The 25,393-nt window shown below is 67.2% G+C and carries 20 protein-coding genes and 1 riboswitch; of the genes, 8 read left to right on the top strand and 12 right to left on the bottom strand.

Annotated elements, in window-relative coordinates; genetic code table 11:
- Window positions 1-89: 89 nt before the first annotated feature.
- The 3 genes from ACMGRF_RS13230 to ACMGRF_RS13220 form a co-directional block, all read right to left on the bottom strand.
- Window positions 90-2,972 (bottom strand): TonB-dependent receptor domain-containing protein, encoded by a 2,883-nt coding sequence (locus ACMGRF_RS13230; protein WP_049412226.1) that lies wholly within the window; start codon window positions 2,970-2,972, stop codon window positions 90-92.
- Window positions 2,973-3,346: 374 nt separating this feature from the next.
- Window positions 3,347-4,195: a hypothetical protein gene (locus ACMGRF_RS13225; protein WP_014648071.1), complete on the bottom strand. Its 849-nt coding sequence runs from the start codon at window positions 4,193-4,195 to the stop codon at window positions 3,347-3,349.
- 116 nt (window positions 4,196-4,311) lie between these two features.
- A complete protein-coding gene (locus ACMGRF_RS13220) occupies window positions 4,312-5,205 on the bottom strand; it encodes an Hsp33 family molecular chaperone HslO (protein WP_049412229.1) in 894 nt (297 codons plus the stop codon).
- Window positions 5,206-5,282: 77 nt separating this feature from the next.
- Between ACMGRF_RS13220 and mtgA the strand changes: the two genes are divergently transcribed.
- From mtgA to ACMGRF_RS13205, 3 genes are all read left to right on the top strand, one after another.
- Window positions 5,283-6,032, top strand: coding sequence for a monofunctional biosynthetic peptidoglycan transglycosylase (mtgA, locus tag ACMGRF_RS13215; RefSeq protein ID WP_005418407.1), 750 nt, complete (start codon window positions 5,283-5,285; stop codon window positions 6,030-6,032).
- Between the two features lie 61 nt (window positions 6,033-6,093).
- Window positions 6,094-7,113 carry a glycosyltransferase family 2 protein gene (locus ACMGRF_RS13210; protein WP_049412233.1) on the top strand — a complete coding sequence of 340 codons (1,020 nt, stop codon included), beginning with the start codon at window positions 6,094-6,096 and terminating at the stop codon, window positions 7,111-7,113.
- Window positions 7,073-7,504 carry a CBS domain-containing protein gene (locus ACMGRF_RS13205; protein ID WP_049439011.1) on the top strand — a complete coding sequence of 144 codons (432 nt, stop codon included), beginning with the start codon at window positions 7,073-7,075 and terminating at the stop codon, window positions 7,502-7,504. Before ACMGRF_RS13210 ends, ACMGRF_RS13205 begins: the two co-directional genes overlap by 41 nt.
- A gap of 264 nt (window positions 7,505-7,768) precedes the next feature.
- Here ACMGRF_RS13205 and ACMGRF_RS13200 read toward each other — a convergent pair whose 3' ends face one another.
- The 4 genes from ACMGRF_RS13200 to ACMGRF_RS13185 all read right to left on the bottom strand — a co-directional run bounded on the left by ACMGRF_RS13200 (window position 7,769) and on the right by ACMGRF_RS13185 (window position 13,179).
- Complete coding sequence (locus ACMGRF_RS13200; protein WP_414485270.1) at window positions 7,769-9,742, bottom strand: AsmA family protein; 1,974 nt, start codon at window positions 9,740-9,742, stop codon at window positions 7,769-7,771.
- 83 nt (window positions 9,743-9,825) lie between these two features.
- Window positions 9,826-10,464, bottom strand: a complete 639-nt coding sequence (trhA, locus tag ACMGRF_RS13195; protein ID WP_049439695.1) for a PAQR family membrane homeostasis protein TrhA — start codon at window positions 10,462-10,464, stop codon at window positions 9,826-9,828.
- A gap of 159 nt (window positions 10,465-10,623) precedes the next feature.
- A complete protein-coding gene (locus ACMGRF_RS13190) occupies window positions 10,624-12,228 on the bottom strand; it encodes a peptide chain release factor 3 (RefSeq protein WP_049415910.1) in 1,605 nt (534 codons plus the stop codon).
- A 66-nt stretch (window positions 12,229-12,294) separates the two neighbouring features.
- Entirely contained in the window at window positions 12,295-13,179 is an 885-nt protein-coding gene (locus ACMGRF_RS13185) for a M23 family metallopeptidase (RefSeq protein WP_111190651.1), read from the bottom strand.
- Between the two features lie 147 nt (window positions 13,180-13,326).
- A riboswitch (SAM riboswitch) is annotated at window positions 13,327-13,445 on the top strand.
- Between the two features lie 76 nt (window positions 13,446-13,521).
- Between ACMGRF_RS13185 and metX the strand changes: the two genes are divergently transcribed.
- The 3 genes from metX to ACMGRF_RS13170 are packed head-to-tail and all read left to right on the top strand — an operon-like array spanning window position 13,522 to window position 16,849.
- A complete protein-coding gene (metX, locus tag ACMGRF_RS13180; RefSeq protein ID WP_049415906.1) occupies window positions 13,522-14,553 on the top strand; it encodes a homoserine O-succinyltransferase MetX in 1,032 nt (343 codons plus the stop codon).
- On the top strand, window positions 14,550-15,785 hold the full coding sequence (locus tag ACMGRF_RS13175; RefSeq protein WP_414485269.1) for an O-succinylhomoserine (thiol)-lyase: 1,236 nt from the start codon (window positions 14,550-14,552) through the stop codon (window positions 15,783-15,785). Before metX ends, ACMGRF_RS13175 begins: the two co-directional genes overlap by 4 nt.
- A complete protein-coding gene (locus tag ACMGRF_RS13170) occupies window positions 15,782-16,849 on the top strand; it encodes a homoserine dehydrogenase (protein ID WP_049415900.1) in 1,068 nt (355 codons plus the stop codon). Before ACMGRF_RS13175 ends, ACMGRF_RS13170 begins: the two co-directional genes overlap by 4 nt.
- A 107-nt stretch (window positions 16,850-16,956) precedes the next feature.
- Here ACMGRF_RS13170 and ACMGRF_RS13165 read toward each other — a convergent pair whose 3' ends face one another.
- Both ACMGRF_RS13165 and ACMGRF_RS13160 read right to left on the bottom strand, forming a co-directional pair.
- Window positions 16,957-17,952 carry an alpha/beta fold hydrolase gene (locus ACMGRF_RS13165; protein ID WP_414485268.1) on the bottom strand — a complete coding sequence of 332 codons (996 nt, stop codon included), beginning with the start codon at window positions 17,950-17,952 and terminating at the stop codon, window positions 16,957-16,959.
- A 127-nt stretch (window positions 17,953-18,079) separates the two neighbouring features.
- On the bottom strand, window positions 18,080-19,462 hold the full coding sequence (locus tag ACMGRF_RS13160; RefSeq protein WP_049415888.1) for an L-serine ammonia-lyase: 1,383 nt from the start codon (window positions 19,460-19,462) through the stop codon (window positions 18,080-18,082).
- A gap of 100 nt (window positions 19,463-19,562) precedes the next feature.
- Here ACMGRF_RS13160 and ACMGRF_RS13155 point away from each other — a divergent pair, with 100 nt between their 5' ends.
- Window positions 19,563-19,793, top strand: a complete 231-nt coding sequence (locus tag ACMGRF_RS13155) for a glutaredoxin family protein (RefSeq protein WP_100478603.1) — start codon at window positions 19,563-19,565, stop codon at window positions 19,791-19,793.
- A gap of 71 nt (window positions 19,794-19,864) precedes the next feature.
- Here the strand turns inward: ACMGRF_RS13155 and ACMGRF_RS13150 are convergent, their stop codons facing one another.
- Genes ACMGRF_RS13150 through ACMGRF_RS13140 form a run of 3 tightly spaced genes read right to left on the bottom strand, consistent with a single transcriptional unit; the run spans window position 19,865 to window position 21,656 of the window.
- Window positions 19,865-20,437, bottom strand: coding sequence for a YceI family protein (locus ACMGRF_RS13150; RefSeq protein WP_100478602.1), 573 nt, complete (start codon window positions 20,435-20,437; stop codon window positions 19,865-19,867).
- Between the two features lie 3 nt (window positions 20,438-20,440).
- Window positions 20,441-21,013, bottom strand: coding sequence for a cytochrome b (locus ACMGRF_RS13145; RefSeq protein ID WP_005410672.1), 573 nt, complete (start codon window positions 21,011-21,013; stop codon window positions 20,441-20,443).
- A 10-nt stretch (window positions 21,014-21,023) separates the two neighbouring features.
- A complete protein-coding gene (locus ACMGRF_RS13140; protein ID WP_164283590.1) occupies window positions 21,024-21,656 on the bottom strand; it encodes a YceI family protein in 633 nt (210 codons plus the stop codon).
- A 164-nt stretch (window positions 21,657-21,820) separates the two neighbouring features.
- Between ACMGRF_RS13140 and ACMGRF_RS13135 the strand changes: the two genes are divergently transcribed.
- Window positions 21,821-25,363 carry an ATP-binding protein gene (locus tag ACMGRF_RS13135; RefSeq protein ID WP_414485267.1) on the top strand — a complete coding sequence of 1,181 codons (3,543 nt, stop codon included), beginning with the start codon at window positions 21,821-21,823 and terminating at the stop codon, window positions 25,361-25,363.
- Window positions 25,364-25,393: the final 30 nt, after the last annotated feature.

Raw genomic sequence — 25,393 nt, 5'->3', positions numbered from 1 at the left:
GTTGTGCGCTGGCCAGCGCCCTTCCATGGCGCACAAAGAACAACGGCCCCTTTTGGGGCCGTTGCTGCATCCGCTGATCAGGTTCCCGATCAGAACTTCTGCTTGTACTGCATGTAGATCAGGCGACCGATGTCGTAGCCGCCGTAGTAGGAGTACTGCGAGTTCGGCGCCGAGTACATCTGCGGGCCGTAGTGGTCGAACACATTGCGTGCACCGACCGCGATGGTCGCATTCCACGGCGCGTTCCAGGAGAACTGGACGTCGTGGAAGGTGGTGGCGCCGCGCTTGTTCTGCGCCTGGTTGCGAGCCGGATCCGGCGAGCCGTAGTCAGGCAGCGAGCACTCGGTGGCGTAGTAGCAACGCTCCTTCACGCTGGAGAAGTAGCGGGTGCCCCAGGTGATGCCGAAGTCGCCGAATTCCCAGCCAACGGTCAGGTTCGAACGCAGGCGGAAGTTGCTGCCGAAGCCATTGTAGATCTGCACCGGGGAGTCATCATTGGCCGTCTTCAGAACGTTCTTGGTGACGTAGGTGTTCTGCAGGTTGAAGTTGAAGCTGCCCCAGGTGTCGGTCGCATAGCGGTAGCTTGCATCGAAGTCGAAGCCTTCGGTTTCGATGAAGCCGGCATTGCGGCTGCCGTAGGTCAGGTTGTTGACGTAGCCGAGCGTGGCGTCACGGGTGAAGGTGCTGCAGCGCTCAGCAATGCCCAGAACGTAGCAGTCGTTCAGCTGATCCGTCGGGGTATCGGAAACGATCGTGTTCTCGATCTTGATGTTGAACCAGTCCAGGCTCAGGTTCAGGCCCGGGGCGAAGGTCGGGCTCCAGACCAGGCCAACGGTCTTGGACTTGGACGTTTCCGGAGTCAGGTTCGGATTGGAGCCGGAGGTGAACGGCACCGGGCTCTGCTCATCCGGGCCTTCCGCCGGGACGTAACCCTGCTTCAGCTGGCGGAAGTTCGGGGCCAGGGCACCCAGGGCGGCAGCGCATCGCTGGGCCGTGGCGGCGTCGGTTGCGGCCAGACCGAACGAGGTATCGCACGGATCGGTGAAGTACTCGAAGGACTGCGAGCTGCCGCCGTACAGGTCGGCGATGGTCGGCGCGCGGAAGCCCTCGGAGTAGGTCGCACGAACCAGCAGCTGATCGATCGGGCGCCACTTCAGGCCGAACTTGCTGTTGGTCGTGTTGCCGAAGGTGCTGAAGTCGGAGAAGCGGGTGGCTGCGCTCAGGCTCAGTTCCTTGGCACCGGGCAGGTCGGCCAGGATCGGTACGTTCAGCTCCAGGTACACTTCATTGACGTCGTACTTGCCGCCGGTCGGGCCAGCCGCCAGGTCGGTGGAGTAACCCGACTGCGACAGCGCGTCCGGATTGAAGTTGCCCTTCTCCTCGCGGTACTCGTAACCCAATGCGAAGCCCAGGTCGCCTGCCGGCAGGGTCAGGATGCTGCCCGCAATGTTGGCGTAGTAGGACGTCATCGTGGTTTCGCCGACGTTGTGCGTCGTCGGGAACAGGAACTGCTGCAGGTCCGGATTGCCGGTCAAGCCGCCATCACCGGTGCGGCCGAACGGAATGGCCGGGTTCCACGGGATGCAGCCGCCGGCGCCGGGGCCGTAGGCTGGGTTGGTGCCCGCAGCCAGGCCCGCTGCGGTTCCGCACTCCACGCGGCCGGTTGCCGGGTTGTAGAACGAGGCCCCGGTGGCGGCGTTGGCAGCCAGGACGTTGTAGTTGCCGGTCTGGCTCTGGTTGTTTTCGGAGTTCTGGTAGAGGTAGCCGGCTTCCCAGTCGAAGTACTTGTCATTGAACTGGAACGAGCCCTGCAGCGCGCCGCTGAAGCGGAACGTCGTCAGCTTGTTGTTGGAAACGCGCGGCACTTCCCAGCCACGGCGGACATACGCCATATCCTGGCCGAACGGGTTGTAGTAGCTGTCGGCCGACCAGATGGAACCGAGGTTGGCGTAGGCTTCGGACTGCAGCGGGTAACCGGCCACCTGCGCTTCCGATTCGCGGCGGGTGTACAGCAGGTCACCGCTGAAACGGACATTGTCGGTAAGGTCGTACTGCAGGTTGGCGAATACGCTGCGACGCTTTGTCGGGGTCAGCAGCTGCATCTGCTGGTTGGAGTTGCTTACGTCACCGGTGATCGGGGTCAGGTCGGTTTCGTGGAAGTCCGCCGCGTTGTAAGGATTGCCGCCGCGGTTGAGGGTGAGCGACGGTGCGTCCGGATCGGTCGGGTCGAACACCGAGCCCCACTGGCTGACCGAGGTCCAGCCGGCGGTCGGATGGCGATTGGTGCGCGACGATTCGGAGAACCAGCGGTCCTTTGCCCACACCGCCTTTTCGTTGGAGTACTCGGCACCGATGGTGATCGAGCCGCGATCGCCGGTGAAGCCGGCAACGAAATCGGCGCTCTGCTTCTGGCCGTCGCCTTCACTGTACTGCCCGGTGTAGGCGTTGACTTCCAGGCCTTCGAAGTTCTTGCGGGTGATGATGTTGATCACGCCGGCCATGGCATCGGAACCGTACACCGAGGAAGCACCGTCCTTCAGCACGTCGATGCGCTCGACGATGGCCGACGGGATCTGCGACACGTCCTGATAGCCGCTGACGCTGGCGCCGAGGCGCTTGCCGTCGACCAGGATCAGGGTGCGCTGTGCACCCAGGTTGCGCAGGTCGATGTAGTAGCCGCCGACCATTTCACCGGAGGACAGCGGTTCGGAACGGCTGATGGCCGGGCTGCCGGCGGCAGAAATGTTCTGCAGCACGTCAGCAACCGTCTTGAAGCCGCTCTTTTCGATGGTGGCGCGGCTCAGGCTCAACACCGGCTGTGCCGTCTCGGTATCGACCTGGCGGATGCGCGAACCGGTGACCTCGATACGGTCGAGGTTGGTGGCTTCCTGGGCGTGGGCCGTCGCGGTGGTGGCACCGGCGACAAGCGCGATCACAACTGCGTCACGCAGCTGGCTGGACTTGAGTTTCATTGGCTCTCTCTCTCTCCAAGAAATCTTGGCTGGGGTTAGTGCCCGGCGGGGGAGCGAAAAAGCGCTCCCAAATCGCGAGGCTGACCCGATAGTAACGGGCGTTCGCCAAGAATTAAAGCTGTGTTAATGAAGTCTGTGATTTTGGTAAAAAAGCGCTTTTTCCAGTCCAATCAACGGGTTGCTGGTAGGGCTATGCTGGCCTGCCTCGTTTGTTAACGCAGAATGATGAAAAAAGTTTCGACCCATATGTATCCCAATATGTCGATGCGCTCTGCGATCGATAACGATCATGCGAGTGCGAGGCAGGCACGCACATGCAAAAAAGGCGCCTTTCGGCGCCTTCGGAAATAGCGTTGCTGAACCTGATAGGGGGATCAAAGATCCTGTTCGTAACGCACGTACGGCACGGTGCCGTCGTCGTTGCTTTCGTTGCGCGGGGAGAATGGATTCTTGCCGCGGCTGATCACGTTCTCGGCGCCGACGGTCAGCTGGCCGGACCACGGGGTGCGCCAGGTCAGGCCGATGCCCAGGCCTTCCCACTTGCCGGGCTTGCCCGGCACGTCGACCACGCGGCCGATGATGCTGCCGGTGAAGTTGCCGTAACCGGCACCGATGCTCAGGCTCTTGCTGTCCCAGCGATCGACGATGGCCGGCGAAGCGTCGGCCAGCGGTACCAGGCGTGCCTTGGCGTAGGTGCCGGCAATGGAGACGAAGCCTTCGCGACCGATGTTCTTCTGCGCGAACACAGTCAGATCGTTCTGCTCGGCGCGCAGCGAGGGCGTCTTGTTCGGTCCCGACAACCAGGCGGGCAGGGTTTCACGGCCGGTGCCGGCGGTGATGCCCAGGCGGCTGTTGCCCCGGTTCAACGCGGCGGTACCACTGAAACGACGGCTGTTCAGATCATCCTCGTCGCCCAGGCTGGCCAGCATGCAATGGCTGGCCAGGCCACTGATGCTGGTACCGCTGCTGCTGTTGCAGAGCAGGCCCAGCGAATCGCCGGAGGACAGGCCAAAGGCCGCGTCCAGCGAATTGCGGCCGAAATGCCAGCGGGCGCCGGCTGCCTGTTCGCCGGTCGGCTCCAGGTACAGCAGCGCCTCGACCTTGCCGCTGCCCTTGTTCCATACCGGCAGCACGGTGCGGGTGTCCTTGCTCTGCGCATGCACGCCCGTGATCGCGCCAAGGGCGATCAGCAGGGCCAGCGGTAGACGCAGGAAGGTACGCATCGGACCAGTTCAGACAGGGACGGACAACGGAAGTTCCCGCGGGGACGGGAACTCGATCCTAGGGTGTTTATGAATTCTTAACAAGCCTTGATCCTCCCCAGGTACAAGACTGCCGTTTACTGAAGTCGTTCAGGCGCCGCTACAGCCCCCTGGGCGCCGTGGAACAGTATGCCGAACTCCGTCAATGGAAAGTGATACTCACGCCCGCAGAATTCGCAACGCACCTCGACGGCGCCGGTGGCCTCGGCGGCCGCGCGGGCTTCGTCCTCGCCCAATGACTGCAGCATGCCGGCCACCCGCTCGCGCGAGCAGGAGCAGGCGAAGGACAGCGGCTTGTCGCCCAGCAGTTCCGGCCGCTCCTCGTGGAACAGGCGGTGCAGCAGCTGCTCGGCCGGGGTCGCCAGCAGTTCGGCCTTGCCCAGGGTTTCGAACAGGGCGCTGGCGCGGGCCCAGCCATCCTCGTCGCCTTCGTCGCCCGGCAGCTTCTGCAGCAGCAGGCCGGCGGCACCGTTGCGGTCGGCCGCCAGCAGCAGGCGGGTCGGCAGCTGCTCCGACTGGCGGAAATAGTCCTCGAAGGCCTCGTCCAGTTCCGGCGCAGTCAGTGCGACCAGGCTCTGGTAGCGCTGCGGCTCGCGCGGGTCCAGGCCGGGGTTCTCGATGGTGATGGCGAGGATTGCGTCATCACCGAGGCGGGACAGGTCACGCGGTGCGTCGCCACCCTCGCTGAGCTGGGCGATACCGCGCAGGGTGCCGGCGGCGGTGCATTCGGCGAACAGGGTGCGCAGCGCGGTGCTGCTGCGCAGCTGCACCGACAGGCGCCCGTCGATCTTGGTGTGGCCGGTGAACAGCGCCGAGGCGACGCAGGCCTCGCCAAGCAGTTCGGCAGCGGCGTCCGGGTAGGCGGCATGGGACAGGATTTCCTGCCAGGTGGCCTGCAGGTGCACGTGCACGCCACGCACGCCGGCGTCGGGGAGCAGGAAACGGATCAGGGAATCGGGGTTGGCGGTCATCGGCTCACATCGCGCGTAAACGGGGGCGGTTGCCGGATAATGCGCCGACAACCAGACAGAAGAAGGATGCACCAGTAATGGGGGCAGCGGGAGAGCAGCACAAGGTAGAGGCGGTGGTAGCCGCGCCGCGCCGGCGACGCTGGCGCTGGAAGCGGCTGCTGTGGCTGCCGGTGCTGCTGGCCGCCTTCAGCTGTCTGCAGGTGCTGGTGCTGCGGTTCATCGACCCGCCGGTGTCCATGGTGATGCTGTGGCGCTATGGCGAGGCGCTGGGCGAGGCCGACTGGTCCTATCGGCTGCATTACCAGTGGCGCGACCTCGACCAGATGGCGCCGAGCCTGCCGATCTCGCTGGTGGCGGCCGAGGACCAGCGCTTCCCCGACCACAACGGCTTCGACCTGCAGGCCATCGAAAAGGCGCGCGACCACAACGCCAGGGGCGGGCGCCTGCGCGGCGCCAGCACGATCAGCCAGCAGGTGGCCAAGAACCTGTTCCTGTGGCAGGGCCGAAGCTGGATCCGCAAGGGCCTGGAAGTCTGGTACACGGTGCTGATCGAGGCGCTGTGGCCAAAGGAGCGGATCCTGGAGATGTACGCCAACATTGCCGAATTCGGTGATGGTGTGTATGGCGCGCAAGCGGCAGCGCAGAAATTCTGGGGCAAGGATGCTGCCCGGCTGAGCCCGGCCGAGAGCGCGCGCCTGGCCGCGGTGTTGCCGGCACCGCGTCGCTACAATGCGGCAAAGCCTGGGCCGTATGTGCAGCGGCGGGCCGCGTGGATCCAACGCCAGGCGCGCCAGCTGGGTGGTGCGTCCTATCTGTCGGAGGACTGAGCCTGGCCCTGCAATTGGCAGGCGACGGGCCGGGCGCGTGCCGGCAACGTACAATCCGGCCATGACCCGCGAACGGCTTACCTTCGTCATCGCCGCCTACAACGAGGCCCTGGCACTGCCGCTGCTGCATCCACGGCTGTGCGCGGTGCTCGACGGCATGCCCGACATCGACGGTCACATCCTCTACGTGGACGACGGCAGCCATGACCGCACCTGGGAAGTGATCGCCGGGCTGGCCCAGGCCGATGCACGCGTATCGGCGCTGAAGCTGTCGCGCAACTTCGGCAAGGAAGCCGCGCTGACCGCCGGCCTGGATCTGGTGCACGAGGGTGCGGCGATGATCCTCGATGCCGACGGCCAGGACCCGCCGGAGCTGGTGCCGCAGTTCGTCGCGCGCTGGCGCGAAGGGCATGACAACGTCTACGGCACGCGCATGGCCCGCGATGGCGAGGCCTGGATCAAGCGCGCCACGGCAGCGATGTTCTATCGGGTGATGGGCCGCCTGTCGCGGACACCGATTCCGGCCGATACCGGGGACTTCCGCCTGCTGTCACCGCGCGCGCTGAACGCCCTGCGCGGGATGCGCGAGCGCCACCGCTTCATGAAGGGACTTTTCAGCTGGGTGGGATTCAAGCGGATCGCCGTGCCCTACCACCGCCACGCGCGTGTGGCCGGCACCAGCAAGTTCAGCCTGTGGCGGCTGTGGAATTTCGCCCTCGAAGGCATCACCGGGTTCTCGACCGTGCCGTTGCGGGCGGCGACCTACCTCGGGCTGGCAACCGCGGCCGTCGCTTTCGTGTTCGGCCTGTGGGTGATCGTGAAGGCGGCCTTGTATGGCGACCGGGTGGCGGGCTGGCCGACGATGATGGCGGTGATCCTGTTCCTGGGTGGCGTGCAGCTGATCGCGCTTGGCCTGATCGGCGAGTACCTGGGGCGGCTGTACGAGGAATCCAAGCAGCGGCCGTTGTACCTGGTTGACGCCTGGCTAGCATCGTCCGTGGCAGACTCGGTCCCGCAACCCACCCTGGGAGGGCAGGCAGATGACCACGGTACGGCAACTGTTGGACGGCAAGTCTCCTGAAGTACATGCGGTCGCGCCGGATGCGGCGGTGATCGATGCGATCCGGTTGATGGCGGAAAAGGGCATCGGTGCGGTGCTGGTGATGGACGGCCCGCGGCTGGTGGGAATCCTGTCCGAGCGTGATTACGCGCGCAAGATCGTGTTGCGTGATCGCTCTTCGCGTGATACGGCGGTGGCAGAGATCATGACGTCGCAGGTGGTGACGGTGTCGCCGGGTGAGCAGGTGGAGCATTGCCTGCAGTTGGTGACCGATTACCGCATCCGCCACCTGCCGGTCGTGGAGGGCGCGCAGGTGCTGGGGGTGATCTCCATCGGCGACCTGGTGAAGGCGGTGATCGATGCGCAGCGGCGGGAGCTGGACCAGCTGCAGCAGTACATCGTTGCCGGGTGAGGGTGTCGCTGGCGGGCCTGCGGCCCGCCGGCCCGCTTTTCGAAGCCAGAGCCACAGCCAAAGCCACAGCAGCGCCTTCCTGATATGTTGGGAGGCGGAGGGTGCGGCTGGGCAGGACACGCCGTAAACCCATCCATGGGGGCTCGATGGCGCCATGGATGGCGCCATCGAGCCTACAGGGACGTACTTGCGGCGTGTCCTGCCTGCGTCACCCGTCCCCCTCAGGCCGCGATCAATGCAGGCGCCGCGAACAACGCTGTAACCCTACTTCGCATACTGCCCACCGCAGTCGGTATCCTTGCCCGGCCCCAGTTCGATGGTTGCCAGCAACGCCGCTGGCGGGGCAATGCTGCCCAGCGCCAGGGCCACCGCACCGCGGATGCCCAGCGCCTTGAAGTCCGGGCGGAACGACGGGTCCTTGAACGTGCCGGCAATGTGCAGCGGCGAGCGCAGTACCAGGATGCTCCTGTCCTTCGGGCGCGGCTTCAACAGCAGGTCCAAGGTTTCGTCGCGCAGGCTGACGGTGCCTTCGCCGATGAGGATCGTGTCGGTGGTGTCCACCGCCAGCGCCTGGCTGGTCATCAGGCCGTCGCGCACACCGAAGTCGGCGAAGGCGCAGCGCAGGGGAATCTGCTTGTCGCCGGTCACCAGGAATTTCAGCGATTCGGTGATGTCCAGGCCGGCCAGCTCCATCACCAGGTTGCCGACATGGCCACGGCCCATCGCCAGGCCGACCTTGCCGCTGCTGCTGCCGAGCATCGCGGCGATCGAATTGCCGCGGCCATTCAGGTCCACCTCACCGCCGATGCCGCCCTTGGCCTGTTCGGCCAGCTTGGCATCGGGGAACAGCTGGCCCAGCTGAACGCCGCGTACGCTTGCCTTCAGCGCGGTGTTGATCTGCGGCTGGCGTGCGTCCATGCGGATGGTGCTGCGGATATCGCCGCCGGCGACGCCGAAGTTCAGCGGGGCCAGCCGCAGCACCCCGTCATCCAGCAGCAGATGGGCGTCCATGTCGTCCAATGGCAATGACGGTGCGTTGATGCGGTGGGCCTTCCAGCGCACATCGGCATCCATCGCACGCAGCTTGCCGAGGTTGTAGGGCGTGTCCGGAAGCACGCGCGCGCGCGCGGCCACCCGTGCGGCCTCGGCCTTCTGCTCCGCATTGGCGGTTTCGCCGCCGCCGGTCTTCGGCGGCGCGCCGACGAAGCCGGCCAGGTCATCGAAGTCCAGGCGCTTGGATTCCAGCGTCGCGGTCAGCCGCGGACGGTCGCGGCCCACCTCGAACTGAAGACTGCCACCGAGGTCGCTGTCGCCCACCTTGCCGGTGAAGCCGTCGTAACGCCAGACGTCGTGGTCGCGCTTCAGGCGTCCGTTCAGCGCGTAGGGTGGGGACGGCGGAATGGCGATGCCGAGCAATGGGTAGAGATCGGCCAGGTCCTGGCCACTGAGCGCGAACTGCAGGTCGAACACGCGCAGCTGGAACGGATTGGTCAGCGTGCCGCTGGCCACCGCGTGGGTGGCGCCGGCGCGGCCGTCGAGGTGGATGCGGAACGGGTGGTCGCTGTTGGTCAGTTCCAGCGGTGATTCGGTTCCGCCCTGCAGGGTGAACGGGTTGCCCTGCCAGTGGCCCTTGCCCTGCACCAGCAGCGGCGGCGAGGCATCGGCCTGCTTCGGCTGGCCGCTGCGCACGCCCACGCGGATGTCGGTACGGCCCGGCGCGTCAAGGAACTGCAGTCGGCCGTCGTCGATGCGCAGGCGCTTGAGCTGCGGGCTGGTGCCGCCGGCGCTGTCACCGAGGAAGTCCCAGTTGCCCGGTTCGCCCTTGCGTGGGGCGGTTTCCAGCAGCACGTCCGGCCGGGTCAGGCGCACTTCCGGCAGCTGCACGCTGCCGCGCAGCAGGGGCCACACGCGCACGTCGATCTCGACGCGGTCGGCCGTGGCCATGTTCGGCTGCTTCGCCCAACCGGCATTGGCGAAGGTGATCGCATCGGCGCGGATCGTGCTGGTGCGGCCGAGGTCGACATCCAGGTTCCCGATGTGCAGTACACGGCCGGTACGCGCCTGCACCGCGCGCTCGACCGGCCCCTTGAACCAGTTCCAGTCCCACAACGCGATCAGTACCAGGACCGCCGCCAGCAGGAAAATCAGGATCGTGAGCCAGCGCCGGCCTCGTGGGCCGGGGCGGCGGACGCGCCAGCGGGTCGTGCGCTTTGCGGCAGGGGAGGTGGCAGCATTCACGCTGCCATGGTTGCCCCGTCTTCGTGGACAGGGCGCGAAGCGTCCATGTGCATGGCGTGCACGCGCCGCCCGCGAGCGGCCGTTTACAGTACCTGCATGGTGACCGCGACGAAGTGGCAGACGCTGCCGCCGATCACGAACAGGTGCCAGATGGCATGCGAGTACGGGATCGATTCACGGTGGTAGAAGTAGGTCCCCAGCGTGTATGACAGGCCGCCGGCGAACAGCCAGGCGAGGGTGCCGCCATCGATCGAGGCCCACATCGGCTTGATCGCCACGACCACCAGCCAGCCCATGGCGATGTAGATCACCGTCGAGAGCACCTTGAAGCGGCCGGTGTAGAACAGCTTGAACACCACACCGCCCAGCGCGAGCGCCCAGATCGCGCTGAACAGGCCCCAGCCCCACGGGCCGCGCAGGCCGATCAGGGTGAACGGGGTATAGGTGCCCGCGATCAGTACATAGATCGCGCAGTGGTCGAACACCTTCAACCGGCCCTTGGCGACCGGATGCTGGATGGCGTGGTACAGGGTGGAAGCGGTGTACAGCAGCAACAGCGCGATGCCGAATACGATCGCGCTTGCCAGCTGCCAGCCGTCGCCGTAGATCGCAGCCAGGGTGATCAACACCGCGCTGGCGGCCAGGGCGAATACCGCGCCCAGGCCATGGGTCAGGGCGCTGGCGATTTCTTCACGGATCGAAGCAATGGACGTCGTGGACATGGCGTAGGCATTGTTCGCGGGGAGGGGGACCCGCACCCACCTATCATCGCCGCGATGGGCGATGCGTGCACGCCCGTCACCGTATGGTGCGTGAATCCCTGCGTTGCGACGGCGGGGTCAGAGCCCTTTCCTTGCGGAAAGGGATCCGACCCCGTGGCATCAGCCTGCCGAAACGGTGTGCGCCGCTTCGCGTGTGGCGGAGAAACGCACATCCGGCGAGCGTTCCTGGGCCAGCTGCAGGTTGACCCGGGTCGGAGCGAGGTAGACCAGGTGACCGGCCGCATCCAGGGCCAGGTTCAAGGCGTTCTTCTCGCGGAATTCTTCCAGCTTCTTCTCGTTGCTGCAGTGGACCCAACGCGCGGTGGTCACGCTGACCGGCTCGAAGGTGGCTTCCACGCCGTACTCGTCCTTCAGGCGATAGGCCGCCACGTCGAACTGCAGCACGCCGACCGCACCCAGGATCAGGTCGTTGCTGGTCAGCGGGCGGAAGAACTGGGTCGCGCCTTCCTCGGACAGCTGGGCCAGGCCCTTCTGCAGCTGCTTGAGCTTGAGCGGATCACGCAGGCGTGCGCGGCGGAACAGTTCCGGGGCGAAGTTGGGAATGCCGGTGAAGGTCACCGCTTCGCCTTCGGTGAAGGTATCGCCGATGGAGATGGTGCCGTGGTTGTGGATGCCGATCACATCGCCGGGCCACGCTTCGGCCGCGATCTCGCGGTCGCTGGCCATGAAGGTCAGCGCGTTGGCCAGCTTCATTTCCTTGCCGGTGCGCACGTGGAAGGTCTTCATGCCGGCGCTGAAACGGCCCGAACAGACCCGCATGAATGCCACGCGGTCACGGTGCTGCGGGTCCATGTTGGCCTGGATCTTGAACACGAAGCCGGTCAGCTTGTTCTCTTCCGGTGCGATTTCGCGGCCGGTAGTGGTTCGCGCCTGCGGCGACGGCGCATGCTCGACGAAGAAGTCCAGCAGCGGCTGCACGCCGAAGTTGTTCACGCCCGAGCCGAAGAACACCGGAGTCTGCTTGCCGGCGCGGTAAGCGTCCAGATCGAACGGATGGCTGGCGCCCTGCACCAGTTCCAGTTCGTCGCGCAGGTCGGCCAGCATCTGCGCACCGATCTTCTCGGCCAGGCCGGGCGCATCGATGGACGGGAAGATGGTCGAGTCCTGGCGGGTGAAGTTGCGACCCGGTTCGTACAGGTGCACTTCGCCGGTCAGCAGGTGGACCACGCCCTTCAGGCGCTGGCCCATGCCGATCGGCCAGGTCACCGGCGCGCACTGGATGCCGAGCACGGTCTCCACTTCATCCAGCAGCTCGATCGGGTCCTTGCCCTCGCGGTCGAGCTTGTTGATGAAGGTCATGATCGGGGTGTCGCGCAGGCGGCACACCTCCATCAGCTTGATGGTGCGCTCTTCCACGCCCTTGGCCACGTCGATCACCATCAGCGCCGAGTCCACTGCGGTCAGCACGCGGTAGGTGTCCTCGCCGAAGTCGGCGTGGCCAGGGGTGTCGAGCAGGTTGACGATCTTGCCTTCGTACGGGAACTGCATCACCGAGGAGGTGACGGAGATGCCGCGCTCCTTTTCCAGCGCCATCCAGTCGGAGGTGGCGTGGCGGGCGGCCTTGCGGCCCTTGACCGAACCGGCCATCTGGATCGCGCCTCCGAACAGCAGCAGCTTTTCGGTCAGCGTGGTCTTGCCGGCGTCAGGGTGGGAGATGATGGCGAAGGTGCGGCGACGCGACGCTTCGTTGGCGACTTCGGACATGGCAGTGGCGCCCGCCCGGGGCGCTTTTCAAAGAGATAAGCGCCCGATTATACCGGCCGGGGCCGGTCAGCGCCCGATACCGCCGTCGGCCTCGCCGTGGCGGGCGAACTGCAGCTGGCCCTGCCCGGCGAAGATGCGCACCGGCACCGAGCGCAGGCCCATGCCGCGGTTGACCTGCACCACGAAGTGCAGGTGCGGCGCAGTGCTGTAGCCGCTGTTGCCGGACAGGCCGATCGGTTGCCCGGCTCCCACCGCCTGGCCGCGGCGCACGCGCATGCCGCCGGCCTGGAGGTGGCCGTACAGGGCCATGCTGCCGTCGCTGTGCAGCACGCGGATGAAATTGGCACGGGCACCATCGCGCTCGCGGTCCTGGCCGTTGCCACGGAAGCCATCCTGGATCTGCATCACCGTGCCCTCGCGCGCGGCCAGCACCAGGGTGCCCTCCGGCAGTGCGAAGTCGACCGCGTCGCGGTTCTCCTCGTCGTCATGGCTGAATCGCCCCTGCGGCGCCTGGTCCACACGCAGGCGGGCCGCATCGAACGGCAGGCGATAGGCGACATCTTCGGCCTGCGCGGCCGGGTTGCCCGGCACCGACTGCAGTCGCAGATCCAGCATGCGGCCATCGATCGGGGCGGGCAGGTGGCCGACCACCAGGCTGCTGTCGCCCTGGATCAGCGACTCGACCGGGAGGCCTTCGACCGGGTGTCCGGGGGCGGCGCGCAGCTGGATCTGCAGCGGCCCTGCCAGCCCGTTGTCGATCCGCGCCTGCCATTGCGTACCGACCGGCTGCAGGCGCAACTGGGCCATGGGGGCGGCGCTCTCGGCACTGCCTGCGCGCGTGGCACGGGCGGAAGGGGGAGCCAGTCCCCAGCCCTGGCGCCAGTCGCTGGCGTGTGCGATCGCGCTCGCCAGCAGAGGCAGCAGCAGGCAGGACAGGGGCAGGCGCGGCATCGGCGTTTCCAGCGAGAGGACCGCCGGGACTGTACCCGATCCTGAACGGGGCGACCGGGACGGCCCTCGCAGAGTGATCCTGAAAATATCTATCGCTTTATCCGCATGAAGGGATTGACAGTGCCGGAAAGGGCTGGCATCGTGGCTCCACCATCGAGACCGGCAGAGGGACAGGCCCTTTGAAGCCGGGGCAGCCCGCAGGCGCGCAAGCGTCTGCGTAGGTGCCAAATCCTGCGGGGACCGTGGCGTCCACCGAAAGATGGTTCGAACCATGCACCCCACGTGCATCTCGAACGCGGGCCCGCGAAGGCTCGATGGCCGATTCCCCAACCGGATCCCGCCATGAGCTTCGCTGCCAGTACCGCCATTCGCCCCGAACCCTTTGTCCCCGTCAGCGTGCCGGTCGCAGACCGCGTGCACGCCGAGCGCGGTGAGTTCGCCGCGGTGCTGTCGATGCGTCATGCAGGCCCCAGCCCGGTGCGCCTGCGCTATGAGTGGGTCGGCCCGGCCAACGCGCCGGTGGTGGTGCTGGCCGGTGGCATTTCCGCGCATCGCCACGTGGCGTCCAACGCACAGTTCAGCGAGAAGGGCTGGGCCGAAGCGCTTGTGGGTAGCGGCCGCGCGCTGGATCCGCAGCAACTGCGCGTGCTGGCCTTCGACTTCATCGGTGCCGACGGTGCGCTGGATGTGCCGATCGATACCGCCGACCAGGCCGATGCGCTGGCGCTGCTGCTGGACCATCTCGGCATCCGCACGCTGAAGGCCTTCGTCGGCTATTCGTATGGCGCGCTGGTCGGCCAGCAGTTCGCGATCCGCCACCGCGCCCGCGTGCGCCAGCTGGTGCTGGCCAGCGGCGCGCACCGCCCGCATCCCTATGCCGCCGCGTGGCGCGCGCTGCAGCGCCGCGCCGTCGCCCTCGGCCAGCTGCAGTGCGGCGAAGACCACGGCCTGGCCCTGGCGCGGCAGTTCGCCATGCTCAGCTACCGCACCCCGGAAGAATTCGGCGAGCGCTTCGACGCTGCCCCGGAGGTCATCAATGGCCGCGTGCGCGTGGCCGCCGAAGACTACCTCGACGCCGCCGGCGCACAGTACGTCGCGCGCACGCCGGTGACCGCCTACCTGCGGCTGTCCGAATCGATCGACCTGCACCGTGTCGACCCCGCCGCGATCCTGCCGCCGACCGTGGTGGTGGCCGTGGAGGGCGACCGCCTGGTGCCGCTGGCCGACCTGGTCGGCCTGGTCGAAGGGCTGGGCCCGCGCGGCAGCCTGCGCGTGCTGCGTTCGCCCTATGGCCACGACGCATTCCTCAAAGAAACCGATCGCATCGACGCGATCCTCGCCACCGCCTTCCGCACTTCTGGAGAGTCCGCATGAGCCTGCACGCCAACGAGCCGTCCTGTAGTCGCACCACTGCCGCCGTCCGTGCCGGCATCGATCGGGACACCGCGCATGGCGCGGTCACGCCGCCGATCGTGCTGTCGTCGAACTTCAGCTTCGAAGGCTTCGGCAACAAGCGCCAGTACGACTACACGCGCAGTGGCAACCCGACCCGCGACCTGCTGGGTGAGGCGCTGGCCGAACTGGAAGGCGGCGTCGGTGGTGTAGTCACCGCCACCGGCATGGGCGCGATCAACCTGGTGCTGAACGCACTGCTGCAGCCGGGCGATACCCTGGTGGTGCCGCACGATGCGTACGGCGGCAGCTGGCGCCTGTTCAATGCGCTGGCCAGGAAGGGCCACTTTGAACTGGTCACCGCCGACCTGACCGATCCGCGTGCACTGGCGCAGGCGTTGGCCACCCAGCCGAAGCTGGTGCTGGTGGAAACGCCGTCCAACCCGCTGCTGCGCATCACCGACCTGCGCTTCGTCATCGATGCCGCGCACAAGGCCGGTGCCCTCGTGGTGGTCGACAACACGTTCCTGTCGCCGGCGCTGCAGCAGCCGCTGTCGTTCGGTGCGGACCTGGTGCTGCATTCCACCACGAAGTACATCAACGGCCACAGCGATGTGGTGGGTGGGGCGGTGGTCGCGCGCGATCCGGCGCTGCACGAGCAGCTGGTGTGGTGGGGCAACGCGCTGGGCCTGACCGGTTCCCCGTTCGATGCCTTCCTGACCCTGCGCGGCCTGCGCACGCTGGATGCGCGCCTGCGCGTGCACCAGGAAAATACCGCCTCGATCGTCGCCCTGCTGGATCAGCATCCGGCGGTCGGCGCGGTGTACTACCCGGGCCTGGCCGAACATCCCGGCCATGCCATCGCCGCACGCCAGCAGAACGGCTTCGGTGCGATGCTGTCGTTCGAGCTTGCGCACTGCGCTGGTGAAGATCCGCACGCGGCAGTGCGCGCATTCGTGGATGGCCTGCGCTGCTTCACCCTGGCCGAATCGCTGGGCGGCGTCGAAAGCCTGATCGCGCATCCGGCGACCATGACCCATGCGGCGATGACCGCCGAAGCGCGTGCAGCCGCCGGCATCAGCGAAGGGCTGCTGCGCCTGTCGGTCGGCATCGAGGCCGAGCGCGACCTGCTGGCCGATCTCGGCGCCGCGCTGCAGCGCGCCGAAGCGGTGATCGATGCGGCCGCCCGCCGCAAACAGGTGGTGGATGCATGAGCGCACTCGCTGCTGAAATTCCGGCGCTGGGCGCGGGACGCCTGGCGCTGCTCGGTACCGGCACGGTCGGCTCGGCCTTCGTGCAGCGCTACCAGACGCTGCAGGCTCGTGGGCTGGAACTGCCGAGCGTGCAATGGCTGGCCAACTCGCGCACTGCGCTGGAGATCGATCGTGACCTGGCGTTGCCGCTGGAACTGGCGCGACGTGCGCCACGCGATGGCCAGAGTTCGCCGGCGTGGGCCAGCACCGAAGGGCTGGAGCGTGGCGATGTGGTGGTCGATGCCACCGCCAGCGAAGACGTGGCCGCACGTCACGTGCAGTGGCTGGCGCGCGGCGTGCATGTGGTGACCGCCAACAAGCTGGGCCGTGGTGCGCAGCTGGCACGCGCGCAGGCGATTGCGGAGAGCTGTGCCGACAGTGGTGCGCGCTATGGCGACAGCGCAACCGTCGGCGCCGGGCTGCCGCTGCTGAGCAGCCTGCGCGCACTGGTGGCCGGTGGTGATCACATCCATGCCATCGAGGGCGTGCTGTCCGGTTCGCTGGCGTGGCTGTTCCATCGCTATGACGGCAAGTCGCCGTTCTCGGCGGCGGTGCGCGAGGCGCTGGCGGCCGGCTACACCGAGCCGGATCCGCGGCTTGACCTGTCCGGCGAGGACGTGCGCCGCAAGCTGCTGATCCTGGCCCGCAGCAGCGGGCTGGCGCTGGATGCTTCGCAGGTGCAGGTGGATTCACTGGTACCTGACACGCTGGCCGCGTTGCCGCTGGAGGGCGCAGTGGCTGCGCTGGAGCAGCTGGATGCGCCGCTGCAGGCGCGTTGGCAGCAGGCACGCGAAAACGGCCGCGTGTTGCGTTTCGTTGGCCGTGTTGACGGTGACGGTGCGCAGGTGGGCCTGCGCGAGCTTCCGGCCGACCATCCCTTGGCGCAGGGCGCGGGCACCGACAACCGCGTCGCCATCCACAGTGATCGCTACCGTCGCCAGCCGCTGTTGATCCAGGGCCCGGGTGCGGGCGCGGAAGTCACCGCCGCCGCGTTGCTGGATGACGTGCTGCGGATCGTCGGCTGATCGCACTGCTTCTGTAGAGCCGAGCCCATGCTCGGCTGCTGCTGGCAAAATCCCCTCCTGCTGGATAAGCCGAGCATGGGCTCGGCTCTACAGGGGAGGGCTGCCGTTCAATGCGCCTTCAATGCCTTCAGCAACGCGGCGTTGAACTGCTTCGGGTCCTGCACCTGCGGCGAATGGCCCAGTTCGGCGAACTCGACCAGCGTCGCGCTGGGAATCGCTGCGGCCGCCGCCTTGCCGAGCACTGGATAGTTGCCCAGCGTCGCCTTCACCGCAGGCGGCGCCAGGTCCCGGCCGATCGCGGTGCGGTCCTTCTGGCCGATGAACAGCGTGGTCGGCACCTGCAGGTTCTTCAGTTCGTAGACCACCGGCTGGTTGAACACCATGTCCGAGGCCAGCGCCTGGCTCCATGCAACGGCCTGCTTGCCGGGCCCTTCGTACATGCCTGACTGCATCCGCGCCCAGGGTTCGTAGGCCGGCTTCCATTTGCCGTCGTAGTACACATCCAGCTGGTAGCGGCGGATGCTGTCGTAGCTGATGTTCATTTCACCGGCATACCACGCGTCGACGCTGCGCCAGGGGACGCCCAGCGCCTTCCAGTCTTCCAGACCGATCGGGTTGACCAGCGACAGGCTGCGCAGGTCCTGCGGGTACATCAGCGCGTAGCGCACTGCCAGCATGCCACCCATCGAATGACCGACCAGGTGCACCGGCACGTCGCCCAGTTGCAGCTGCTGCAGCAGGGCATGGGTGTTGGCTGCCAGCTGTGCGATCGTGTACTGGTAGCGCTCGGGCTTGCTGGATTTGCAGAAGCCGACCTGGTCCGGAGCGATCACCCGATAGCCGGCGGCAACCAGCGGCTTGATCGATTCCTTCCAGGTGGCCGCGCAGAAATTCTTGCCGTGCAGCAGCACCACCACGCCGATGGGGGCCTTCTTCGGCGCGATGTCCAGGTAGGCCATCTCCAGCGGCTGCCGCTGCGATTCCAGCGCGAAGGTCTTCACCGGATAGCCGTAGTCGAAACCTTCCAGCCGCGGCCCGTAGGTGGGGGCGGCCAGCGCGGTCAGCGGAAGGCAGGCAAGCAGGGCGGCAGCGATCACGCGCATGGGGCAATCCGGGGTGGGGGAGCCCCGAGCCTAACCGGAACGCGGTGATGGTGTCGTCCGATGTAGAGCCGGGGCCACGCCCGGCTGCTCCTGCCCCATCAGCCGGGCAGGTGCCCGGCTCTAGATCTCAGCACTCGATGACGTTCACCGCCAGGCCACCGCGGCTGGTTTCCTTGTACTTGTCCTGCATGTCGCGGCCGGTATCGCGCATGGTCTTGATCACCTTGTCCAGCGATACCTTGTGCTTGCCGTCGCCACGCATCGCCATGCGCGAGGCATTGATCGCCTTCACCGCGCCCATCGCGTTGCGTTCGATGCAGGGGATCTGCACCAGCCCACCGATCGGGTCGCAGGTCAGGCCCAGGTTGTGTTCCATGCCGATTTCCGCAGCATTCTCGATCTGGCTGGGGTTGCCACCCAGTGCCGCGACCAGGCCACCGGCCGCCATCGAGCAGGCCACGCCAACCTCGCCCTGGCAGCCCACTTCGGCGCCGGAAATCGAGGCGTTTTCCTTGTAGAGGATGCCGATCGCCGCCGAGGTCAGAAGGAAGTCGAACACGCGCTGTTCGTTCGCGCCCGGGCAGAAGCGATCGAAGTAGTGCAGCACCGCCGGCAGCACACCGGCCGCACCGTTGGTCGGCGCGGTCACCACGCGACCACCGGCCGCGTTTTCTTCGTTCACTGCCAGTGCGTACAGATTGACCCAGTCCAGCGTGGTCAGCGGGTCGCGCATCGCCGCTTCCGGCTTCGACGACAGCTCGCGGTACAACGCCGGCGCACGACGGCCCACCTTCAGGCCGCCCGGCAGCACGCCTTCCTCGCGGATGCCGCGCGCCACGCACGACTGCATCGCACTCCAGATCTCGCGCAGCTGCGCGCGGATCTCGTCTTCGCTGCGCCAGCACTTCTCGTTCTCGAACATCAGCTGGGCAATGCTCAGGCCGCTGCGCGCGGTCTGCGCCAGCAGCTCATCGCCGCTCTTGAACGGGTAGGGCAGCGGGGTCTCGTCGGGCACGATGCGATCATCGGCCGCGTCGTCCTGGTTGACCACGAAGCCGCCGCCGACCGAGTAGTAGTCGCGGGTGGCGATCACTTCGTCGTCGGCGTTGTAGGCAGTGAAGCGCATGCCGTTGGTGTGGTAAGGCAGCTTCTGGCGCTTGTTCATGCCAAGGTCGCGCTTCTCGTCGAAGGCGATCTCGTGCTGGCCCATCAGCTGGATGCGCTTGCTGCTGCGGATGCGCTCCAGCGTGGCCGGAATGATGTCCGGGTCGATCAGGTTCGGCCGCTGGCCTTCCAGGCCCAGCAGGATCGCCTTGTCGGTGCCGTGCCCGCGGCCGGTCAGTGCCAGCGAGCCATAGACATCGGCGCGGATGCGCGCGACCTCGTGCAGGCGGCCCGGGTCGAGCAGCCAGCGATGGATGAATCGCTCGGCGGCCTTCATCGGCCCGACGGTGTGCGAGGAACTCGGGCCAATGCCGATCTTGAAAACGTCGAACGTGCTGACAGCCATGGTTGCCGTACTGCGGGTACCGGAAGAGATCGCTATTCTAGCGGTTCACGCCGCACTTCCATGGCTGCGGCGCAGCATTTCCGCCACGGGAGCCCGGCCGGTGTTGACCCTTATCCAACGTGACGATTGCCACCTGTGCGACATGGCCCTGGCCGAGCTGGCCAAGGCACGGGCGCCGGAGTTCGAATCGGTGTTCCTGGATGACCAGCCGGCGCTGGAAGCGCGCTACGGCACGCGGGTGCCGGTGCTGCGTGACGAGCGCGGCGAGCGCGAGCTGGACTGGCCGTTCGACGCGGCCACGGTGCAGGCGTGGTTGGCCGTCGATCGGTAGTGCCGGCCGCTGGCCGGCACCCCCTCTGTTCCCGGTGATGCCGGCCAGCGGCCGGCACTACCAGATGCGGTTCATTTCGCGTCGAACTTCACGATCGTGCTGATTGCGGTTTCGTCCGGGATGGTCTTGGTGTCGGCCCAGTCACCGCCGCCGACGCCGAAGTCCAGTCGCTTGACCGTGGCCTTGCCGGTCAGTACCGGCTGGGTGCCCGGCTTCCAGGTGAAGGTCAGCGTGACCGGCTTGCTGATGCCGCGCAGTTCCAGCGTGCCATCGGCGGCGAACTGGTCGTTGCCCACCGCACGGAAGCCCTTGGCGGTGTAACGCGCGGTGGCGAACTTGCCGACATTGAAGAAGTCGGCACCCTGCAGGGTCGAATCGCGGTCGCTGTTGCCGCTCTTGGCAGCGGCCAGCGGGATCACCACATCCAGCGAGCCGGCGGCCGGGTTGGCCGGGTCGAAGCTGAGCTTGGTGGCGAAGCCCGGGAAGCTGCCGGTGAACACTTCACCGTCGTACTTGGTGGCGAACACCAGGATCGAGCCGGCACCCGGGGCCTGTGCATAGTCCGCGGCGAGTGCCGGGGCGGTGGCCAGCATGCCGGCCAGGGCGGCGGCCACGGCGGCCGGAGTGGTCAGTTTCAGGTTCATCGGTCAGTCCTTCTGAGGGGAGGCAAGCCAGCCGCGCGGCAACATGCGGGACAGCGTTGCATCGCGCTGGAACAGGTGGTGGTAGAAGGCAGCGCCGGCATGGGCCAGCACCACCGCGATCAACAGCCAGAAGCCGTATTCGTGGATGGCATGCGATACCGCGACAACCTGCGGGTCGGGGCCGCTCAGCTTGGGCACGTCGACCAGGCCGAACCAGCGGAACGGGCGCAGGCCGCTGGCCGAGTCGTACAGCCAGCCCGACAGCGGGATGGCGAACATCAGCACGTACAGCAGCACGTGGGTGGCGCTGGCGATGCGCTCCTGCCAGCTGGGCACGCCCGGCACCGGCTTCGGTGCACCGGCGTACAGGCGCCAGCCCAGGCGGAACAGCACCAGCGCCAGCACGGTGATGCCGATCGACTTGTGCGCGGTGTAGACCCAGAAGTACTTCGGGGTCTTGGGCAGTTCACCCATGGTCAGGCCGACCACGCCCAGGGCGAGGATCAGCAGTGCGATCAACCAATGCAGGATCTGGCTGACACTCCCCCAGGCGGCGGGGGTGTTCTTGGCGGTCATGAGGGGTCCTCTAGGGGGCCGTCTTGGGGTCGGAGTGCGGAACGGGAGCGGGAGTTCCCGGGGCGTCGCTGCGGTCGAGGGTGGCTTCAGCCTCGATCCTCAGCTGTACTGCATCACCGATGACGCCCGGCCAGGCGGTGATGCCGAACGCGCGCCGGCTCAGCGTGGTGCTGGCGGAAAAACCGGCGGTGCGTCGGAACGGGGGAAGCGGGTAGCGCTTGATGGCGTTGAGGGTGACATCCAGCGTGATTTCCTGGCTGACCCCGCGCAGGGTCAGCGTGCCGGTCACGTGCGCGCGCCTGGCATCGATCGGCTCGACCTTGGTGGAGACGAATCGCGCGGTCGGGAAACGCTCGCCGTCGAGCAGGCTGCGGGCCAACGTGGCCTGGTTCCACTTGGCATCACCAAGGTCCAGTCGCGACACCGGAATATCCACTTCCACGGTGGCGTCGCGCCAGTTGTCGGGATCGAACCGCACGCGCCCCTCGCTGCCCGATACCGTGCCCATGGCCTGCGAGTAGCCTGCGTGGTCGATCGAGAACAGCACCCGCGTGTGCACCGGATCGAGGCGATAGGCGTCAGCGGCCGCCCAGGCGGGGGCGGTGGCGAGCAGCATCGGCAACAGGGCCAGGCAGGGACGCATCGATGGCGGGCTCCGGAAGGGGACGCTGCGATCATACGCACAGCCCCCTGCCAACGTTGCGTGCATGGGTGCAACAGTTCGTGGTGGTGCCGCCGCTGGAAACAGGCTGTTGCAGCCATGAACCCGGCCCTGTGTGACAATCGGCGCAGGACAGGGGGTTCAGGATGACGAGCGGCTGGCGCCTGTGGTGCCGTGGCATCGCAGGTATGGGACTGCTGCTGATGGCGATGGCCACGGCGGCTGCGACCCTGGACATGGCAGAAACACCACGCCTGCGCCGCTTCGGTGCCGCCGAAGGCTTGCCGTCTCGCATGGTGGTGGCGCTGGCCGAGGATCGCCAGGGCCACGTGTGGGCTGCCACCGATGGTGGACTCGCCCGCTATGACGGCAACAGCCTGCGGGTCTGGGAGCACGACCCGGAACAGCCGGGCTCGTTGCCTGGCAACGAGATCGAGACCCTGCTGATCGACCCGCTGGACCGGGTCTGGGTGGGTATCAACGGCAAGGGCGTGGCACGCCTGGATGCCGACCGCGAGCGCTTCCAGACCTTCGATACGGTCAATTCCACCTGCCAGGGGCAGTTCTGGGCACTGGCCTATGTGGACGACGCCTTGTGGATCGGGACCAACAACCATGGCGTCTGCCGTTTCGGCGAAGACGGCAGCGTGCGCCTCTACACCCATGATCCCGCGCACCCGGGTGGCCTGCCCAGCAACAGCATCTTCACCAGCCTGGTCGACGCGCGGGGCCGCCTGTGGGTCGGCACCGAAGCCGGTGTGGCGCGTTGGAACGGCAGCGGCTTCGAGCCGGTGGCCGCGCGGGAACTGGGTAGGCTGAGCGTGCTCCGCTTGAGCCGTGATGCAGACGGTTCGATCTGGGTAGGCAGCCAGAACGATGGCCTCTATCGCATCGATGGGCAGGACCGGGTCAGTCGCCCGCGATGGGCCGACAGTGCCCAGCTGCGGTCGGCCCTGGTCCTGGCCGATCGCCAGGGGGGCTACTGGGCGGGTACCTCCGATGGCCTGTTGCGAGGGGATGCGGCGGCGTTGCGCCGGCTGGAAGGGGACCGCGGCAGCGGCTTCCTGACCGCGCACAGCGGTGTGCTTGACCTGCTGCAGGACCACGAGGGCGGACTGTGGGTGGCGTTGCTGACCCAGGGCCTGGCCTATCTGCCACCAGACTGGCGGCGCTTCTCGATCTGGAACCAGCTCGACGGCAAGCCGCTGGACAGCCAGTACCTGTTGAGCGCGGCCAGCGACGGGAAGAACTACTACGTCGGCTCGGCGCGAGGGGTGTACCAGCTCGATGCGCAGGGCACCCTGCGTCTGCTGGCCAGCGACCGGCAGCTCGGCAACGGCGTGGTGTGGTCAGTGCTGCCGCGCCTGGATGGTCGCCTGTGGCTGGGACGCGGCGGCCGCATCACCGTCTACGATCCGGCCACCGGCGCATCGCGCGATCTGCGGATCGATGGCAGTGCCGACCTGCGCCAGCGCATCGACCTGATGCGGCAGGCCCCTGATGGCACGGTGTGGGTGTCGGTGATGGGCCTGGACCTGCAGCAGCGCGATGCAGAGGGCCGGCTGCTGCACAGCCATCCGCTTGAACATTTCCGCGGGACGGCCGATGCGCCGATCGAGCAGATCCGCTTCGACGCCCACGGCCGGCCCTGGGTGATGGGCGACATGGGCATCTGGCGTGAGCAGGCCGGACGCTTCGAGGCAGTGCCCGGTGTTTCGCGCGGTCCGATCTACGATCTGGTATGGATCGATCCGCAGCAGTTGTGGCTGGCGCGCCAAGGCGCCTTCGAGCGCTACCAGTGGGATGGCATGAGCCTGCGCCTGATCCAGCGCATCGACGGCAGTGCGGGCGTGCCGCCGGTGACCATGGGGGGGCTGGCGCTGGCCGACAATGGCCAGCTGTGGGCCACGACGCCGCGCGGCCTGCTGCGGTGGGACCCGAAGACGCGGCGCCTGCAACAGTTCAATGAACGCGATGGGCTGTCCGATGCCGAGTTCACCGGTCGGCCACCTGCGGTCAATGCCGATGGCCGCGTGTTGGCGGTTACCCAGACCGGCCTGGTCGCCTTTGATGTGAATGCCGACGACACGGTGCTGCCGCCTTCATCGCTGGTGATCGCCGAAGTACGGGTGCGCCGCGACGACGCACGCGGCTGGCAACCGCTGCCGCTCACCGGCACCCTGCTGCTGGGACCGGACGACCGCGATCTGCAGATCGATGCGCGGCTGCTGTCCTATGCCAGCCCGCAGGGCAACCGGTACCGTTTCCGCGTGCAGGGTTACGACCAGGACTGGGTGGAGCAGGGGGGCGATGGCCAGCGCACCCTGTCGCGGCTGCCGACCGGCCGCTATGTCATCGAGGTGCAGGCCGCGACCGCCCGGGGCGCGTGGACACCTTCGCAGCAGTTGCAGGTGAAGGTGCTGCCGCCGTGGTGGCGCAGCGGCATGGCGATATTCGGCTACATCCTGCTGGGGTCGTTGCTGCTGGTGGTTCTGGTCTGGTCGATCCGCGCGCGGCTGCGCCGCCGCCAGCAATGGCAGCTGACGGTGCACAAGCAGCAGCTGGCCGAGCAGGCCTCGCAGGCCAAGAGCCGTTTCCTGGCCACGCTGGGCCACGAAGTCCGCACGCCGATGACCGGCGTGCTGGGCATGAGCGAACTGCTGCTGGCGACCCCGCTGGATCCGGTGCAGCGCGGCTACGCCGGGTCCATCCAGCAGGCCGGCAGGCATCTGCTGCGGCTGGTCAACGATGCCCTGGACCTGGCCCGGATCGAAGCCGGGCGGCTGGAGCTGGACCTGCGCCCGTTCGATCTGGGGGACCTGCTGGACCAGGTGCAGGGCCTGATGCAGCCGATGGCGCAGCAACGCCAGCTGGTGTTCCAGCGCGGCGATGACCCGCCCGGGCCGATCAGTGTCAGTGGCGACGAGATGCGTGTGCGCCAGATCCTGCTGAACCTGCTCGGCAACGCGATCAAATTCACCGAGCGCGGCCACGTCGGCCTGGCCGTACGCCTGGAAGAAAAGGGCGGCCTGTGCTTCGAAGTCCATGACAGCGGCCCGGGCATCAACGCCGAGCAGCAGCAGCGCCTGTTCCATCGTTTCGAACAGGCCGACGGCCCGCGTACCGCGTCGCGCTACGGCGGCAGTGGGCTGGGGCTGGCGATCTGCCAGGAACTGGCGGTGGCGATGGGGGGGCGCATCGAAGTGGACAGCCAGCCTGGCAAGGGCGCGCGGTTCCGCGTGCGCCTGCCCCTGCCCTGGACGCGCCAGGCCGCCAACAGTGCGGGCGACGTGGCGGCCCTGCCGGAACTGCCGCCGCTGCGCATCCTGCTGGTCGAGGACGATGCCACGGTGGCCGAGGTCATCGCCGGCCTGCTGCGCGTGCGCGGGCATGAGGTGGTCCACGTGCTGCATGGCCTGGGCGCGCTGTCGGAGATCGCCACCGATGGTTTCGACGTCGGCCTGCTCGATCTCGATCTGCCCGCGCTGGACGGTACGGCCATCGCCCGCCAGCTGCGTACCATGGGCTATGAACTGCCGCTGGTGGCGGTGACCGCGCGTTCCGATGCCTATGCCGAAACCCAGGTGCTGGCCGCGGGCTTCGATGGCTTCCTGCGCAAGCCGGTGACCGGCGACCTGCTGGTGACGGCCATCGTCCAGGCGCGCGCGAAACGACAGGCGACTGCGTGACGACGCCGACGCCGGGCGTGAACGGCGCGA

The organism is Stenotrophomonas sp. EMP41 (assembly GCF_047495535.1).
GTDB classification, from domain to species: Bacteria; Pseudomonadota; Gammaproteobacteria; order Xanthomonadales; family Xanthomonadaceae; genus Stenotrophomonas; species Stenotrophomonas sepilia.
This window is presented reverse-complemented; position numbering and strand designations above follow the sequence as displayed.

Excerpts from the sequence above, each read along its gene's own strand:
- ACMGRF_RS13230 (WP_049412226.1), bottom strand. The coding sequence starts at position 2,972 with ATGAAACTCAAGTCCAGCCAGCTGCGTGACGCAGTTGTGATCGCGCTT.
- ACMGRF_RS13225 (WP_014648071.1), bottom strand. The coding sequence starts at position 4,195 with ATGCGTACCTTCCTGCGTCTACCGCTGGCCCTGCTGATCGCCCTTGGC.
- ACMGRF_RS13220 (WP_049412229.1), bottom strand. The coding sequence starts at position 5,205 with ATGACCGCCAACCCCGATTCCCTGATCCGTTTCCTGCTCCCCGACGCC.
- mtgA (WP_005418407.1), top strand. The coding sequence starts at position 5,283 with ATGGGGGCAGCGGGAGAGCAGCACAAGGTAGAGGCGGTGGTAGCCGCG.
- ACMGRF_RS13210 (WP_049412233.1), top strand. The coding sequence starts at position 6,094 with ATGACCCGCGAACGGCTTACCTTCGTCATCGCCGCCTACAACGAGGCC.
- ACMGRF_RS13205 (WP_049439011.1), top strand. The coding sequence starts at position 7,073 with ATGACCACGGTACGGCAACTGTTGGACGGCAAGTCTCCTGAAGTACAT.
- trhA (WP_049439695.1), bottom strand. The coding sequence starts at position 10,464 with ATGTCCACGACGTCCATTGCTTCGATCCGTGAAGAAATCGCCAGCGCC.
- ACMGRF_RS13190 (WP_049415910.1), bottom strand. The coding sequence starts at position 12,228 with ATGTCCGAAGTCGCCAACGAAGCGTCGCGTCGCCGCACCTTCGCCATC.
- ACMGRF_RS13185 (WP_111190651.1), bottom strand. The coding sequence starts at position 13,179 with ATGCCGCGCCTGCCCCTGTCCTGCCTGCTGCTGCCTCTGCTGGCGAGC.
- metX (WP_049415906.1), top strand. The coding sequence starts at position 13,522 with ATGAGCTTCGCTGCCAGTACCGCCATTCGCCCCGAACCCTTTGTCCCC.
- ACMGRF_RS13175 (WP_414485269.1), top strand. The coding sequence starts at position 14,550 with ATGAGCCTGCACGCCAACGAGCCGTCCTGTAGTCGCACCACTGCCGCC.
- ACMGRF_RS13170 (WP_049415900.1), top strand. The coding sequence starts at position 15,782 with ATGAGCGCACTCGCTGCTGAAATTCCGGCGCTGGGCGCGGGACGCCTG.
- ACMGRF_RS13165 (WP_414485268.1), bottom strand. The coding sequence starts at position 17,952 with ATGCGCGTGATCGCTGCCGCCCTGCTTGCCTGCCTTCCGCTGACCGCG.
- ACMGRF_RS13160 (WP_049415888.1), bottom strand. The coding sequence starts at position 19,462 with ATGGCTGTCAGCACGTTCGACGTTTTCAAGATCGGCATTGGCCCGAGT.
- ACMGRF_RS13150 (WP_100478602.1), bottom strand. The coding sequence starts at position 20,437 with ATGAACCTGAAACTGACCACTCCGGCCGCCGTGGCCGCCGCCCTGGCC.
- ACMGRF_RS13145 (WP_005410672.1), bottom strand. The coding sequence starts at position 21,013 with ATGACCGCCAAGAACACCCCCGCCGCCTGGGGGAGTGTCAGCCAGATC.
- ACMGRF_RS13140 (WP_164283590.1), bottom strand. The coding sequence starts at position 21,656 with ATGCGTCCCTGCCTGGCCCTGTTGCCGATGCTGCTCGCCACCGCCCCC.
- ACMGRF_RS13135 (WP_414485267.1), top strand. The coding sequence starts at position 21,821 with ATGACGAGCGGCTGGCGCCTGTGGTGCCGTGGCATCGCAGGTATGGGA.